Here is a 13382-nt window from a genome sequence, read left to right on the forward strand (position 1 = left end):
GACAACCTCAGACAACCTCAGACAACCTCAGACAACCTCAGACAACCTCAGACAACCTCAGACAACCTCAGACAACCTCAGACAACCATATGAAAAGCTTTTGAAAAAAATTCCTCATCGAAAATTTTTACAAGGTATTTTTTTAGATTATACTCTGTTTTCCACCTAAAATGATGATTTTACCACCTAAAACCAAAGAGAAATGCATGTCACCTTGCATGCTGTATCAACCTTTCCCAAAATGACAAAGCCCACACCGGTCTTTAAATAATGCCAATCAATAAACAATGGTTTGTAAACAATCTGGCTTCTTATCTAACAGATTTGACTTGGCTTCCCCCTTCAAATGCATCCTTGTAATGTATCCCCTGTCCAGAGTTATTCTACAAAAAAATGCTGCGTTAGGAATACGCACAGATGAAAAACACCCCATGCATAAAATTTTAACCACATCTCAAACAATGGTATTTTACAACACAACGGAACAAACTATTGTCTTATAGATTTTTCTCGTATCACTCTCATCCCGTTTCAAGAAGTTTCCTGATAAGCACAAAATGCCATCTCAGAGAGTTCAATGCCTCACCATGTACTACAACGCATCGCCAACCTGCTGCTCTTGCCAACAGTGCACCCATTTTGAAAACAAAGAGTGGCTTTTTTCCTACACGCTTTGCCAAAAAAGGGAGTGCTCCATTTTGCTTTTTCTCGCTTTAAATAAACATATCCGTTGACCTCTTTCCACCACCCTCAAAGGACAAAGGTTTTAGCCCCACATCGGTTTGTAAACAATCCAACTCCTCTGAAGGAGCTCCATATCTGCTCATTATTTATATGATTCACTTGCATAATACTTAACCAAGCAAATCCTCCCCAGAACAGTTGCTAATGTATTAAATACTTTAAGCTATCTTACTGATATCACCAGCTTCAATAATAGTGTTTTAATGACGGTATTTACGCTATAATAGGATAAAATTATCTAGGGGCTTTTTGTCATCGCACAGCAGCGGTTTAAACCCAGCACTTGAAACAATGGATCACGATACCACAAGAGAGAGGCATTTGGGATAAAATCTTTATTCCTCAGCAAAAAACGCCATGAATAAAGAAATTTTTTTTGTTCTTTCCCTACCTTTAATAATCACTGTCTTGATCCTCTAAAGAACAATAGGTAAACTCACCTTTAGGCATCCAACAAAGGCAGCACAAAAAATAAAAGAATAAAGAGAGTTGAGTTTTTTTTCTAAAGCGCCTCAAAACTTTCTGCACAATATATTCTATAAGACTTTATATTCAATAAGACTTTTTTTCATAACAAACATTTTGCAAGCATTTTTATCTTTCTCTCACACAGCTTTCATTCTCAGGCTTTGACAGCATAAACCACCGCCACATTGACAGGACGTGTTTCATCTCCCCCTGTTTTTTGCAACAAGACCTTATGTTCATGCTCTCCCGCAGGACCTGTCAACAAATTTTTATTGTAAATTTGAGCCAGATTTCTATAATATTCACCGTGATTCATATCCCAAACTACCTCTTCAATCATTGGATAACTATGCTGGTGGTTACCTGTTGAATCTGTTTTTCCCTCATGGGTATGGGATTGAAAAGACTCTTCTTGTCGGCTTCCCAAGCGACGTCCTTTATCAATTTCTTTTCCACTATCGAGCCCCCGTAAAAACATTCCACGCAAATCGGGAACATTGAATGTTGTTCTCCCGTTTCCTTTTCCCCATGTTTCTCCCAGAACAGCAAAGAGATTAGCATAGTTCCTTCGCGAATATTCTTTACCATCACACAGTAACCATCCAGAGGGTATTTTTTCTGTAGCAAAAGTCCCGATAAATCCAGAAGAAAAAGTTTCAGGCAAAGGAGGAAAGGGCGGAATTTCAGGAAGTTTTATAGTAGGATTGGTTAAAAACCAGCCATCAGCATTTTTTCCGGCAATATCACGCGTATAGACGACTTCATAAAGCCCCCCTTTTTGAATTTCCCCGCCCTTTAAAGGCATAATACCCTCTGGCGTTGCCATATAAGTTGGTCTTGGCGGCAATTGATTTAAAGAAATATTTGTTATTCCTCTGTTGACGCCTTGTGCTTTAAAGCGCACAACAATGCCATCCATATAAGTCTCAAAAAAAGACTTTGTTGCCAAACGAAGTGACGTTCTCTCATTTTCCACATCGACAGTAAACTGTGTTTCAATCCCGCCCCCATTATCCAACAAATATTCTTTGATGCGTTGCATCATAGCGCGAGCACTATCATTGACTGTGCTTGGCGGTTGCCCTTCTGCCCAGTTTATATTCTCGTCGACATAAGCATTTTCTGATGCAACAATTGACCAATCATAAATCGAGCTCATAGAAGATACTCTTTTTTCAAAAAGGGAAAACGAGCAAAAAATGAAGAAAAGAAAGCCGCAATTTTATTTTTAGATGCCGGCATTTTCTCCATTTTCATTTTTTCCATTTTCAGGCCTATTTTGTCATAATCAACATGCAATAACTTTGTTTTCGCATTGACATAAACAGCTTCAGGGTTCACACGCAACACGTCTTGCGCCATAACGCCCTGATAACGTTGTGGATTTCCCTTATAATTAAAGGTATAAAGTGGATATCCCTTTTTCTGCCCCACAGGGATAATATTTTCTTTTGCTCTCACATCACAAAGCCCTAAAATTCCTCCGACCAATCCAAGTACTTGCTGCGCATCACGCAATGGATCTTTTGTCACAGAAGGCATTGTCGTGGATTTTCCTGAAGTCGTTCCGTAATTTCCAGCAGCCTGTGTTCCTACCTGTAACAAGCTTTGCAATCGGTTCCAATCTTGATTATCTTTTTCTGACCATTTTTGGCGTTCAGCATCTAAGACATTTTGGCGGTTTATATCTTGAATCATACCCCCTTTCAAAGCATTGCTTTGCACGTTACTCTGTCCTTGATAATAGCTATTTGCCGCATTAACTTGATCATTCTGAGAGCGATCAATCATCTGGTTCGCGTTCATCATATTATTAATATCTTGATTATATTGCTGTACCGCAGCATTTGTTGCCAAGGCGCCTAACTCATCGGCCAGCACACCAGTATGAGCCCCAGAACCATAACGTCCTGCTCCCGACATCGATTGATTAATTGCATCGGATGTTTTATTCAGAGCATTTTGCAATGCAGTATTAAATTTGCTATTGCTTCCAATCCAGCTTCCCTTAGCCATACCGGAAAGATTTGTAGCGCTGTTGGTTGGTGCATTCAACCATTGCGTTACCGTTGGATTATTATAGAGCCCAGCTGCTTGTTGTAAACCAGTTAGCGCATTTTTTGTCATATCGCTAAGACCGGCAACTCTCTCTCCCTGATAAACGTTTCCGCCAATTCCTTTATTATAAAGTCCAAGCGCGTTAGCACTGGCTTGTTTAAGAATATCAGCAGCCCAAGCGGGTGGTGCATTTGTTTGTGTTGTTGTCTGCACTTGAGGTGTTTTTTTTCTACTCATGAACCCAGAACCTTTCTATATTGAATAAGATTACGAGAATATCCGTGATGAGCGAGCTTTTTCGCCCATCCAGTTCTTCCAAACATGTGCATTTCGTCCGCATTGATTGTTCGCGCCCATTTTTCGACTTCATCAATCAACTTGACCAATTTCAGCCCTCCCTCTCCCGCAAGATCTGAGAGAACGACGCATTTTTTTCCCGTATGGGTTATTTCAACTTTGGTAATTGCAAAAGCACTAAATTGGATTTTATTTTTTAAGACCAGCCACAATTGTGCTTGTCCTGTAGCGATTTCTTCAGCAATTTTTTCCAGACAAACATCATCCGGAAAGCGCTGCGCATATTTTTTCAATGCAGCATTGAGTGCCTCTTGATAGGGAGCTATTTTTCCCCATGGCCACTGCTCTGTCAGATGAGCAGAATATAAACCTTGACTCTCAAGCATCATAATTTTAGCTCTTTTAGCTTTGTCATTTCCCTCATTTGAGCAATACGCATCCCCATGCATACTTCACGCATTCCATGCCCCCCGCACAATAAAAGAAAAAAAGCCCCATCATCCCTTTGTCACAACAAAGAGGGAACTTTTTTCTTTATAAAAATAAACCATGGTGCAGCCTATTTTCCTTTATCGCAGAAAAGCATGAAACATAACGCACCACCTTGTTCTTCATATTATAAAGACACAGCTTATCGCATTGTGCCTTTGTTTATAAAGGTTTGGGAAGCCTATGGGGCATTTGTTCTTTAATAATAGAGGCTTGAGCCTATCGCATGGTATTACAAAAGGGCATGCCTATCGCATGCCGGCCCGCGTCAATTCCACATCAAATCCAGTGACATGAGTCCAATTCACCCCTTCAGGAATACGCAATTTAAAGCGATAAAACCGTGCCCTTGCACGACAGTGAATTTGTCCAGTATTATAAGAGGGCTGTTTTTCTGGCAACCAAACAGTTTCCTCTTCAAGAGATTGTCGAAAGCGCATTCCCACAGACAAATAAAACTTTCCACTATTGACTTGAGGCATAATATTTTTCACCCGTGTTATCATGCCATTTGTCTGCCCCATTTCTTGTGATGTCACGACACAAGCCATAGGACCCCCAGAAAACGAACCCAGTCTCCCCTGTTGATCAAATGCCCCCAGAATAGGCGATTCATTTTTCCAAGCTTTACTATCGAGAGAAAAGGACAAATCGTCAATATTCTTAGTCACAAAATCAAGACCTTCTAGGGTTGTTCCTGCTAAGAAAATAGGCAATATCATTTTGATATCGACGAGAGCTTTTGTCCATTTTTGCAATCCCCAATCATAAATGAGCAAGATACGTTTATGAAGGTTCTCATCAGAATCAACCATCCAATAAACACGATTATACACCCCATCGATAGCAGCAGACAGAGTGTACAGATTATCCTTCCTTGATTTTGCGGTCATCGTTCGATCGACTTTTTCGAACCCAATGGGTATAATCTGTCCCTCATTTGTTATTTGATAAAACCCGCCCTCATCGGCAAAGAATGCTAAATCGCCTCTACAAACAATTGATTCAGCATTTTTTGCGCCTCGTTTATCGTGGATTTTTTGGAAACTAAAAATAATCTTAGAGCCAGGAATAAAAGAACCAGCATAGATTGCAGAACGCATAAAGATAATTGGATTTGTTGTCTCCGTTGCCCCTTGGACGAATCCGCCATCAGGAAAATCTTGATAATCACAACTTTTTTTTCCCACGGTCCAAAATTCAGCATCATTTAATCCAGACCAATGAACCCGTCTTGGATTTTCGGTTAATTTCATCAAACAAACGAAATCTCCCCAGATTCGAACAATCCCTGCCTGTGGTGGATTTCCTCCTAAATTTCTAAATGTTTTATCATGATTAATATCAATCACTTGTGGTTTATCATTGGCATTCACAGCAATGATAAAATCACCAAACAAAGCAAAAGACCACGGAGCATCAACATTAGCCAGATAAGGTTTTCCTTTTTGGCTAATATCTTTCCAGTTCATTGTTGTATTATCAAGCAAGTAGATTTTATCTCTTGTCCCGACAATAATAGAAACCCCATTTTTTGTTTTAACCGCAAGAGTGCCTAAGATTGGCTCCGGACAAGGCTCTGATAAAGGTTCAAAACTTGGCATAGGGATATAGGAGCCATCCGCCGGGAGCACATTAACAAGTTCATCGGTAAAAATTCCATTGATATCCGCCACATCGGGTCGATAATCAGCGATTGGGAAAAAAGCCATCAAGACCCCCATAAAATCTTTGAAGAGCCCAGTGCCATTCAAAACACCAAGGCTTATTGATAAAAAACCACAAAAGCCCTTAAAACTCTAAAGGCATAAAATTCAACAAAATAAACAACCTTAGATTGTTTAACGCACCAAAAAAAACGATACCATCAATAATGGCCACCCCAACGCCATCCACCAGCGCCAAACCAAAATCAACTGCCCGCAATCACATCACCCCCCACAATGACGGGGGAAAGAGCCATCAAGAGCCCCCCATAAAATCTTTGAAAAGCTCAGTGCCATTCAAAATACAAAGGTTTATGGATAAAAAACCACAAAAGCTCTTAAAACTCTAAAGGCATAAAATTCAACAAAATAAACAACCTCAAGTTGTTTAACGCACCAAAAAAACGATACCATCAATAATGGCCACCCCAACGCCATCCACCAGCCCTTCACCATCAACACCCAACGCGTGTATCCAGCCATAAGTGACAAACCAGCCACCAGTGCCAAACCAACCTTCAACGCCAGCCATAAACGATTTGGAAAAAAGTCTTTTAAAAACGCATTGGGCGAATCTTTGAAGAACCTTTTCGGCGCGATGTTTCAATGCGCAAAGCTTGAAGCTGTTCTTGAAAATCTCTGAAAGAAACGGCGGCATATTCAGGATCTTTAAGGATATTTTTATAAAGTTCATATTTTGCTCGTGCTTTAATAAGATCAAAAGCATAAATCAACCAAGGGTTATCATCCTCTTTCAGCTGTTCATCGGCAAAATGAACAGGAGCATAAGAAAGCTGTACAGTTTCCAGATGTTCTGGTGTTGGAAAGAGTCCTATTTTTTGATCAAGGTAGGTATAAAAGAATGGCGTTCCTAGCGCAGGATGCATACCATATTGTTGATGCAACACTTCCAAGGGCTTAAAGAACAACTTTGTTGGTGTTGCACTCTTTGTTACTAAAAAGACGCCCTCCAAACTCTTTTCTGCTTCAATAAAAACCCCTTCTTCTTGCCCATACCATGTTTTACCACTTTGTGTTTTAAACGTCCTTTCTCTTTTTTCATTAAAGAAAAAGGGTTCGCGTTCACACAAACGCAAAGCCGTAAAAATTGAATCTTGAATTTGCAGGGAATATTCCGCTGTTGTATCGTCAATTTCATCTTGAATAAGCGCGACCATATAAGCAAAAGTTTTAGAATGGTCTGAATGTGTAAGGTTTAGATTTTGGGGATCAGTGGATAAAGTGGTCATAAGCCTGTCCTTGTTTCTGGAAGCATTTTAAATTTTTCCCCCAACAGATCCCTCTTGTTGGGGGAAGAGAGCAAGCGTTCGCTTTAAGCGGGTGCTCCATAAGTTGGGATGACGATAGTGCCAAAATCCTGAGCCCCTTGCGTACTTCCTGGCAAGGTAAAGCAAGTTTTTTTCATCCCAATAATGGTTTTTGCCGCAACCCCGAATTCTCTTTCATAGTCGAAGAGTTCCTCCACCAATTTATAGCGTGTCGCCCCTCGATCTTTACCAAAAGCAATCACAGCACTCTGCGCACCAAGCAGAACAGCCCGCCGCACATTTGGTACAGCTTTGTTAGCGGTTCCAGCTTCGACCCCTTCGGTAATATGTTCAGCTTCGCGCAAAACCACACCATTATACATGCCCAAAGACCCATCATAGAGCGGATTTTTGATACGACTTCCACTATAGATTGCCTTAGTAATGTCGAGCCATTGCCCCGCATCAGTATTGGTTCGCAATTGTGTCACTTGGGTTGGATGAAGATAAAGCACATAAACATTTTCCCCATCGATCCGCACAGGTCTAATTTTAGGATTTGCCAATTTAGCCCGTTCAACTGCTTTATCAATCAAGCTGAGATCAAAAACATCGTCTTCTTTTAAGTCCTCATCTTTTGCTTTATCATTAGGACGTACCACACGTTTATTGGTTGGTGCCGTTGGCGCATTAAACCCATAATGAACTGGTTTAAGGGTAATCGTGCGTCCTTCAAAGTTAATTGTTTTTGCGGTATACCCGCAAACTTGAATGAAGAACATCATACTCAGACGATCTGCATACCAATCAACCAAACCATTTTTTGCCTCGGTGCGCAAATCATGGAGAATTCGTTGTTGATCAATCGTTCCCTCATTTTTGACACGCACGGCATGAACGAGTTCATTAATTGCCAAGCGATCATTGAGAAACTGTAAAGCTTCTTCATTGCCTTCCAATGTCTGCCCTTCGCTCACCCCATCGCCTAGCAACTGCACACGCAAATTAAAGCTAATAGCATCCCCACTTGCTTTCGTGGTTTCATCTTTTAATTGTACGATACTGTTTGAATCATTTCCAATCAACGGTGCAATTGGAAGTGCTTTTGAGACTTCTTGGTTTAGTAATTTAGACCATGTGCGCACTGCCATTGGGTCATTAAGTCCGATATAAGTTACAGTCATTTTGTCCTCTAAAAGTTTTATTGACATAAAAAACCCGGCAAAGCGCCGGTTGTTAAAACACCACATTTCATTTCAAATGGTGAATAGGTTGTTTGTGAGTTTTATCTAATTTCTGTTAGCGTCTGCCTCCCCCTTATAAGAGCTCTCCTCACCACATCCGTGCTGTGAGAAATCCCCCCGCATTCTTCTGCGCCAAAAGTCTCTTAACGTTCCCGCAAAAAACACTCCCCCGCATTCTTCTGCGCCAAAAGCCTCTTAACGTTCCCGCAAAAAACACTCCCCCGCATTCTTCTGCGCCAAAAGCCTCTTAACATTCCCGCAAAAAACACCTGCCACATTCTTGTTTTTAAAATTCTCTTCCCCCCATTAAACGATTAAAAGCGGCTTTATTTTTAGGATCAGCAACCCAAGCGCTAAACTCTGCTTCTGACATTTTATCAAGCATATCCAAAGAAATCGGCCCATTTGGCGTCAAGCCGTTATAAGCAGCAAGAGTACGTGCAGAATTGTGTCTTTCCTGTAAATTTTCACCCATGTTATTGGGAACATTTGTGTAGCCAATTTTTTGTGCAATAGAGTAAATCACTTCAGCCGGATTTTGATTTTTTTGCGCACAATCGCGCAAGATCTGCTTCAACTCATCACCAATTATCGCATCAATATTTTGGGGATCTGCCATCTCAGGATAGAGCGAAGCACAAGCTGCCAACTGTTTAGCCCGCGTTTCATAAATAAAATCAGCTGCTTGATCAAAATCATGATGCTTTTGTTTAACACTGGCAACAGACTGCTGAAAAAATGCATGCAACTGTTCTGCTTCGCGAGCAAGAGAAGGCTGTTGTTTTTCATGTAAAAGCCCTTGTTTTTGGAGTGTTTTTCCCAACCATTGCATATAGCCTATAAAGTCTTTTTGTGGATCTGGTGGAACATCTTCTCCCCCTTGAACCTCTTTTCCAGCCTTTTGCGAAGAGGACTGTTGTTGATGCACTTGCCCTTGGAAATTATCTTCAAGAGTTTTTTCTTCTCTTGCAATTTCACCATCTTCTCCCTCTTGTGTTGAGACCAGAAAATCTTGTTTTAATTGATTTTGTTCTGCCGGCGTTAAGTGTTCTTGATCCATGACATTAGCCTTTTCTTTTTTTAAACAATAAAATCAAATTTTTCAGATAAAACAGCCCCATAAGCACTTATCCCCTCAATGCTCTCTCATCATTTAGCACCAGCATTCTCCCCAATGCTCTCCACCCCACATGACAGCAAGCCTCCCTCTCCACCCTACTTTTCCCAACAACACTGCCCTACAAAACAGTTCTTTTAAGAAAAGGGAGCCCATGCACTACAAAAATCGATAAGCCCATTCTGCCCCACCATGCCCCACCAAGTTCACCCCACATAACGGCAAGACTCCCTCTCCACCCTACTTTTCCCAACAATCCAGCCCTATAAAACAGTTCTTTTGGGAAAAGGAAGCCCATGCACTATGGAAATCGATAAGCTCATTCTGCGCCCACCATGCCCCACCAAGTTCACCCCACATAACGGCAAGACTCCCTCGTTCTCCTGTTTTCCCCCAACAGGGATAGTCTCATAAAACAGCTCTTCGAAGATAAAGGAAGACGACATTACGCTATGGAAATTGTATCGATAAGCAATTTCTGGTAGATGGAATTTATCAGAAGTCGCGCATGACAAAGCGTCCTATTGTTGAGCCTTTACTGTCTGCAACATCTGCATTATCTGCTCTGTTCCCACATTACCCCCCATCTGCGCTGAAGCATTTTGCTCTTCTTGAAAAGAGTTTTGCGCCTTTATCGCAATTTTATGAATAAGTGAAGCCGGTAAAGGCGAATAGCGTAAAAGATCGAGCATAATCTCAGGCGTTGTAAAATTTTGCATCAAAGGAAGCAATTGCATGATCAGTGCAAAAGTACGCTCTTTTTCATTAAGACTTGTTGGCGCATCATCCACGACAATATCATATTCCAAGCTTGTCACCATTTCGCGTGTCAGCGGCACATACTGGGCATTTTCATCACCAGCAATACGCACCAACCGCCCATCGGAGAGATAATTTTGAATAAGATAGAGAATAATTTTTCCCTGTCGTTGCCGATATCGACGCAACCCATCAAAAAAGGAAGCCAAAAGATTAAGTGACGATTGTCGCCGTTGTTGTTCAAGAATGCCAGGCTGATTGACAGCTCGCGTCCCAATAAATTCAGAAGACAACCCCGTCACCTGTTCGAGAGCACTCTTTGCTTCATTAAACAATTGAAAAAAACCTTGCGGAAATTGCGCCACGGGTTTAGGTTGGATTCTTCCGCCAGACACAGCCCCACTTTTCAACCAAGTAATACTATCAGCTCTAGCCCAACTCTCGACGGCTTGTCGATCATCATCAAAAGCATCGCGTTCTGCCATAATGCCGCCTTTTGATTGGCTATTGAGCAAGTGCATTACTTGACTAAAATATTTGTTTGCCCACCGTTGCGGATCTTTTGTAGGGCGCACAATTCCGTAAAATTGCCGACTTAACTTATCAAAAGTACCGGTAATACACTCCCATCCCAATTGATTGGGTGGAACCAAGGGCTTATCAGGCGCTTCAAGCAGCTTTCTACCTAAAAATGCCCGTTTGACAATTTTTCTGTTCAACCTTGTTGCTTGAACATGAGGAAAGGTTTTGCTTAAATTTTGGAAATCCTGCTCTGAATAATCGACAAACCTTCCACTTTGAGGCTCAAGGACTTTATAAACCACCTCGCGTTCAAACCAGCGACATTCTGCCAATGTCACCATTTTAGGACGTTGATAGCCGCTCCCCTCTTCTCCTTGATACCCCCTCTCGGACTGATAACTTTGTGTCATCCCATTGCTGGTTGGCTGTAAAAAGCTCTGATGTTTCACCCAATCCGCATGAAGATCACTCCAATGAACATTTGGAAACATTTCCTGCGCTACGGCAAGAGGTTTTTCATCGATATACCATAAGCGTTGAGCATCAATGAGATTAGACTTAACAGCACTTGCATCCCACACCATTTTCATAGGATCCAACCGCGCAATGATTGGTTTTCCTTGGGGATCTTGTTCATAATCAAGGCGTGTATCTGTCCAGCCCATTCCGCAAATAATTGCATCTTGAAAAGCATCGGAATCTTCGTATTCCCCGTCGGCTTCATCGCGAAACCATTCGGCTGCTCCTGTCAGAATCTGGTTTGCAAAGGCAGCCCCTTCTTGTCGTGGAATAAATTGCACTTGCCTTTTATTATTGCGCTCAGCCCCAATCACGGCATTAATTAAAGGCGCAATACGGTTAAAAGTCATCACCGGTCTGTTTTGTTCGTGCAAGACAGCCAAGTCTTGCTCATTCCATTGCCGTCCATTATAAAAATCGTAATCTTCCTGGGCATTTTTTCGCCATTTTTCGACATGATCAATATCATCCTGATACCAACCCACGAGTTTTTTAAAGAGAGCTTGATTTTCAAGCGTTTCGATTTGATTAAAAGAAGAATCTGTAGAACTATTCATTAAAAAGCCATCCATGAAGTTTGAGAATGGTGAAACGAGCGATAAGGTTTTTTTCGCGCTTTAGCATTTGGTTGTTCATAAGCCACACACATCAGTCCAAAGGCATCGGCCCCATGGCTAGCCCAATCATGTTCAGCCCCTAGTCCGATATTGCGCTGTTCGTCGCGCTTTTCATGATACCAAGCAAGCGCTTTTCTGCCCGCACATGTCGTTTCACGATTAAACCATAGTGCAGGAAACAACCGCCTTACGGCTTCGATACGCATTTTCACAGCGCCTGTTCCTTGGTTAGGAATTATTTTGGTTTGAAAACCGGCTTGTTGAAGGGCACTTTCAAAACTCACATTATAGACACGATCTTTTGTTGCGCCATCATGAGGCAAAACCATAAGAGCCTTTTCATATCCCCTTTGAAAAACCCAGCCCACATGCTCTGAGAGAGGTTGTCCTTGGGCTTCATAATAATCGAGCACTCGGATTTCACGTCCAACAAATTGCGCCACCCACAATGCGGTAGCATCGGCCTTTGCTCCTGTTCCCCCGATATCCCAAAAGATTCTCACCTGCATCAAAGGATCCCGTGGAACAGTGGTAATCCGCCCTTCCATTTCGGCTTCCAGCAGGCATTTCTGATAATAAGCCCCTTGGACAGCTTGGAGATATTCGCCTTCCCAAATATGGTTATACTGCTCTGGTCTTTGCTGCAAATCGTCCATTCGATCACGATTGAGTTTTTCAGGAAATTGCGGATTATCACGCCAATTGATTTCCACCCCTTTGATATGAGGATTATCGACATTTCGGAAACGTTTTTCCACGGCTGCATTTTCATGGCATGGGTTCCATGTGACCCATAATTCTGCATTCCAATCTTTTCCTTCTTCGCGCAAAGTTGGAATAAGTGTTTGCCAAGCAGTTTCTGTCACGGGCTCGGCTTCATCGACCCAACAAAGGAAAACGCGTCCCATTGATTTAATACTTGCGATATTGCGATCAAGCCCAGCAAACACATAGACAATCCGTCCATCTTTTGACTTAATATATTTATCGCCGATTTCATAATAGTCTTGTAAAAAAGGATAAGACTCGATAGCGCGTTTAATTTCCTCCAAAGAACTTTCATTAAGAGAATTTTGAAATTGCCTTGCACAAAGAATAATCCCGCGTTCTCCAGCCATTCCATGGCGATATCCCACCACAGCCGACATCAAAGCAAAAGAACGTGTTTTTCCAGAACCCCGTCCTCCCCAAGCGGCTCGCACATCTGCTTTTCCAGTAAAAACAGGAATAAGCTTTGGAATAAGAGCCACTTGAGCCGTTTTCTGCTCAATTTTTTGAGAAATTTTCTGAACAGTTGTCATTATAAATTTTCATACTTTAGCAATAATTGCGCTGCACCCTTTTGCTTATCCCAAGTTTAATGATCCCAGAGCAATTGAACGAAAAGAGCAATTGAACGAAAAACGCCCTTCTCAAAAGCAGCGCTTTATCTTTTCTTCATCACACATATTCAATAAATTTCACTTTTTTGCATGAGATCCCCTTGACCCCACCTATGCGCCCCAAGCCCCCAAGGCACAAAAGCCCCACCCCCTCAAACACCGCGCCTGTCATCCCCCAACCACAAGCACGGC

General features: G+C 41.8%; 12 protein-coding genes. All 12 read right to left on the reverse strand.

The genetic code is table 11. The annotated features are described in order from the left end of the window. Positions 1 to 1366 precede the first annotated feature (1366 nt). Positions 1367 to 2371 (reverse strand): phage tail protein, encoded by a 1005-nt coding sequence (locus ACFINL_RS06215; RefSeq protein ID WP_375651062.1) that lies wholly within the window; start codon positions 2369 to 2371, stop codon positions 1367 to 1369. Further along, entirely contained in the window at positions 2368 to 3507 is a 1140-nt protein-coding gene (locus ACFINL_RS06220; protein WP_375651066.1) for a tail fiber domain-containing protein, read from the reverse strand. Before ACFINL_RS06220 ends, ACFINL_RS06215 begins: the two co-directional genes overlap by 4 nt. Then, entirely contained in the window at positions 3504 to 3956 is a 453-nt protein-coding gene (locus ACFINL_RS06225) for a hypothetical protein (RefSeq protein ID WP_375651070.1), read from the reverse strand. The genes ACFINL_RS06220 and ACFINL_RS06225 overlap by 4 nt, the downstream gene beginning before the upstream one ends. Positions 3957 to 4304: 348 nt before the next feature. Beyond that, the gene (locus ACFINL_RS06230; RefSeq protein ID WP_375647466.1) at positions 4305 to 5768 is read right to left on the reverse strand and encodes a hypothetical protein; all 1464 of its coding nucleotides are present in this window, start codon (positions 5766 to 5768) and stop codon (positions 4305 to 4307) included. A 79-nt stretch (positions 5769 to 5847) separates the two neighbouring features. Next, the gene (locus ACFINL_RS06235) at positions 5848 to 5982 is read right to left on the reverse strand and encodes a hypothetical protein (RefSeq protein ID WP_375637711.1); all 135 of its coding nucleotides are present in this window, start codon (positions 5980 to 5982) and stop codon (positions 5848 to 5850) included. A 168-nt stretch (positions 5983 to 6150) separates the two neighbouring features. Next, complete coding sequence (locus tag ACFINL_RS06240; protein ID WP_375647471.1) at positions 6151 to 6294, reverse strand: hypothetical protein; 144 nt, start codon at positions 6292 to 6294, stop codon at positions 6151 to 6153. Between the two features lie 22 nt (positions 6295 to 6316). Beyond that, on the reverse strand, positions 6317 to 7012 hold the full coding sequence (locus tag ACFINL_RS06245; protein WP_375647476.1) for a hypothetical protein: 696 nt from the start codon (positions 7010 to 7012) through the stop codon (positions 6317 to 6319). A gap of 83 nt (positions 7013 to 7095) precedes the next feature. Then, on the reverse strand, positions 7096 to 8214 hold the full coding sequence (locus tag ACFINL_RS06250) for a N4-gp56 family major capsid protein (RefSeq protein ID WP_273791303.1): 1119 nt from the start codon (positions 8212 to 8214) through the stop codon (positions 7096 to 7098). A gap of 346 nt (positions 8215 to 8560) precedes the next feature. Continuing rightward, positions 8561 to 9334 (reverse strand): hypothetical protein, encoded by a 774-nt coding sequence (locus ACFINL_RS06255; protein ID WP_375651073.1) that lies wholly within the window; start codon positions 9332 to 9334, stop codon positions 8561 to 8563. A 178-nt stretch (positions 9335 to 9512) separates the two neighbouring features. Next, entirely contained in the window at positions 9513 to 9689 is a 177-nt protein-coding gene (locus tag ACFINL_RS06260; protein ID WP_375651076.1) for a hypothetical protein, read from the reverse strand. A gap of 223 nt (positions 9690 to 9912) precedes the next feature. After that, on the reverse strand, positions 9913 to 11763 hold the full coding sequence (locus ACFINL_RS06265; protein ID WP_375651080.1) for a portal protein: 1851 nt from the start codon (positions 11761 to 11763) through the stop codon (positions 9913 to 9915). Further along, the gene (locus ACFINL_RS06270; protein ID WP_375638503.1) at positions 11748 to 13109 is read right to left on the reverse strand and encodes a PBSX family phage terminase large subunit; all 1362 of its coding nucleotides are present in this window, start codon (positions 13107 to 13109) and stop codon (positions 11748 to 11750) included. The genes ACFINL_RS06265 and ACFINL_RS06270 overlap by 16 nt, the downstream gene beginning before the upstream one ends. Between the last annotated feature and the right edge of the window lie 273 nt (positions 13110 to 13382).

The organism is Bartonella sp. AA78NXGY (assembly GCF_042197005.1).
Lineage (GTDB): Bacteria > Pseudomonadota > Alphaproteobacteria > Rhizobiales > Rhizobiaceae > Bartonella.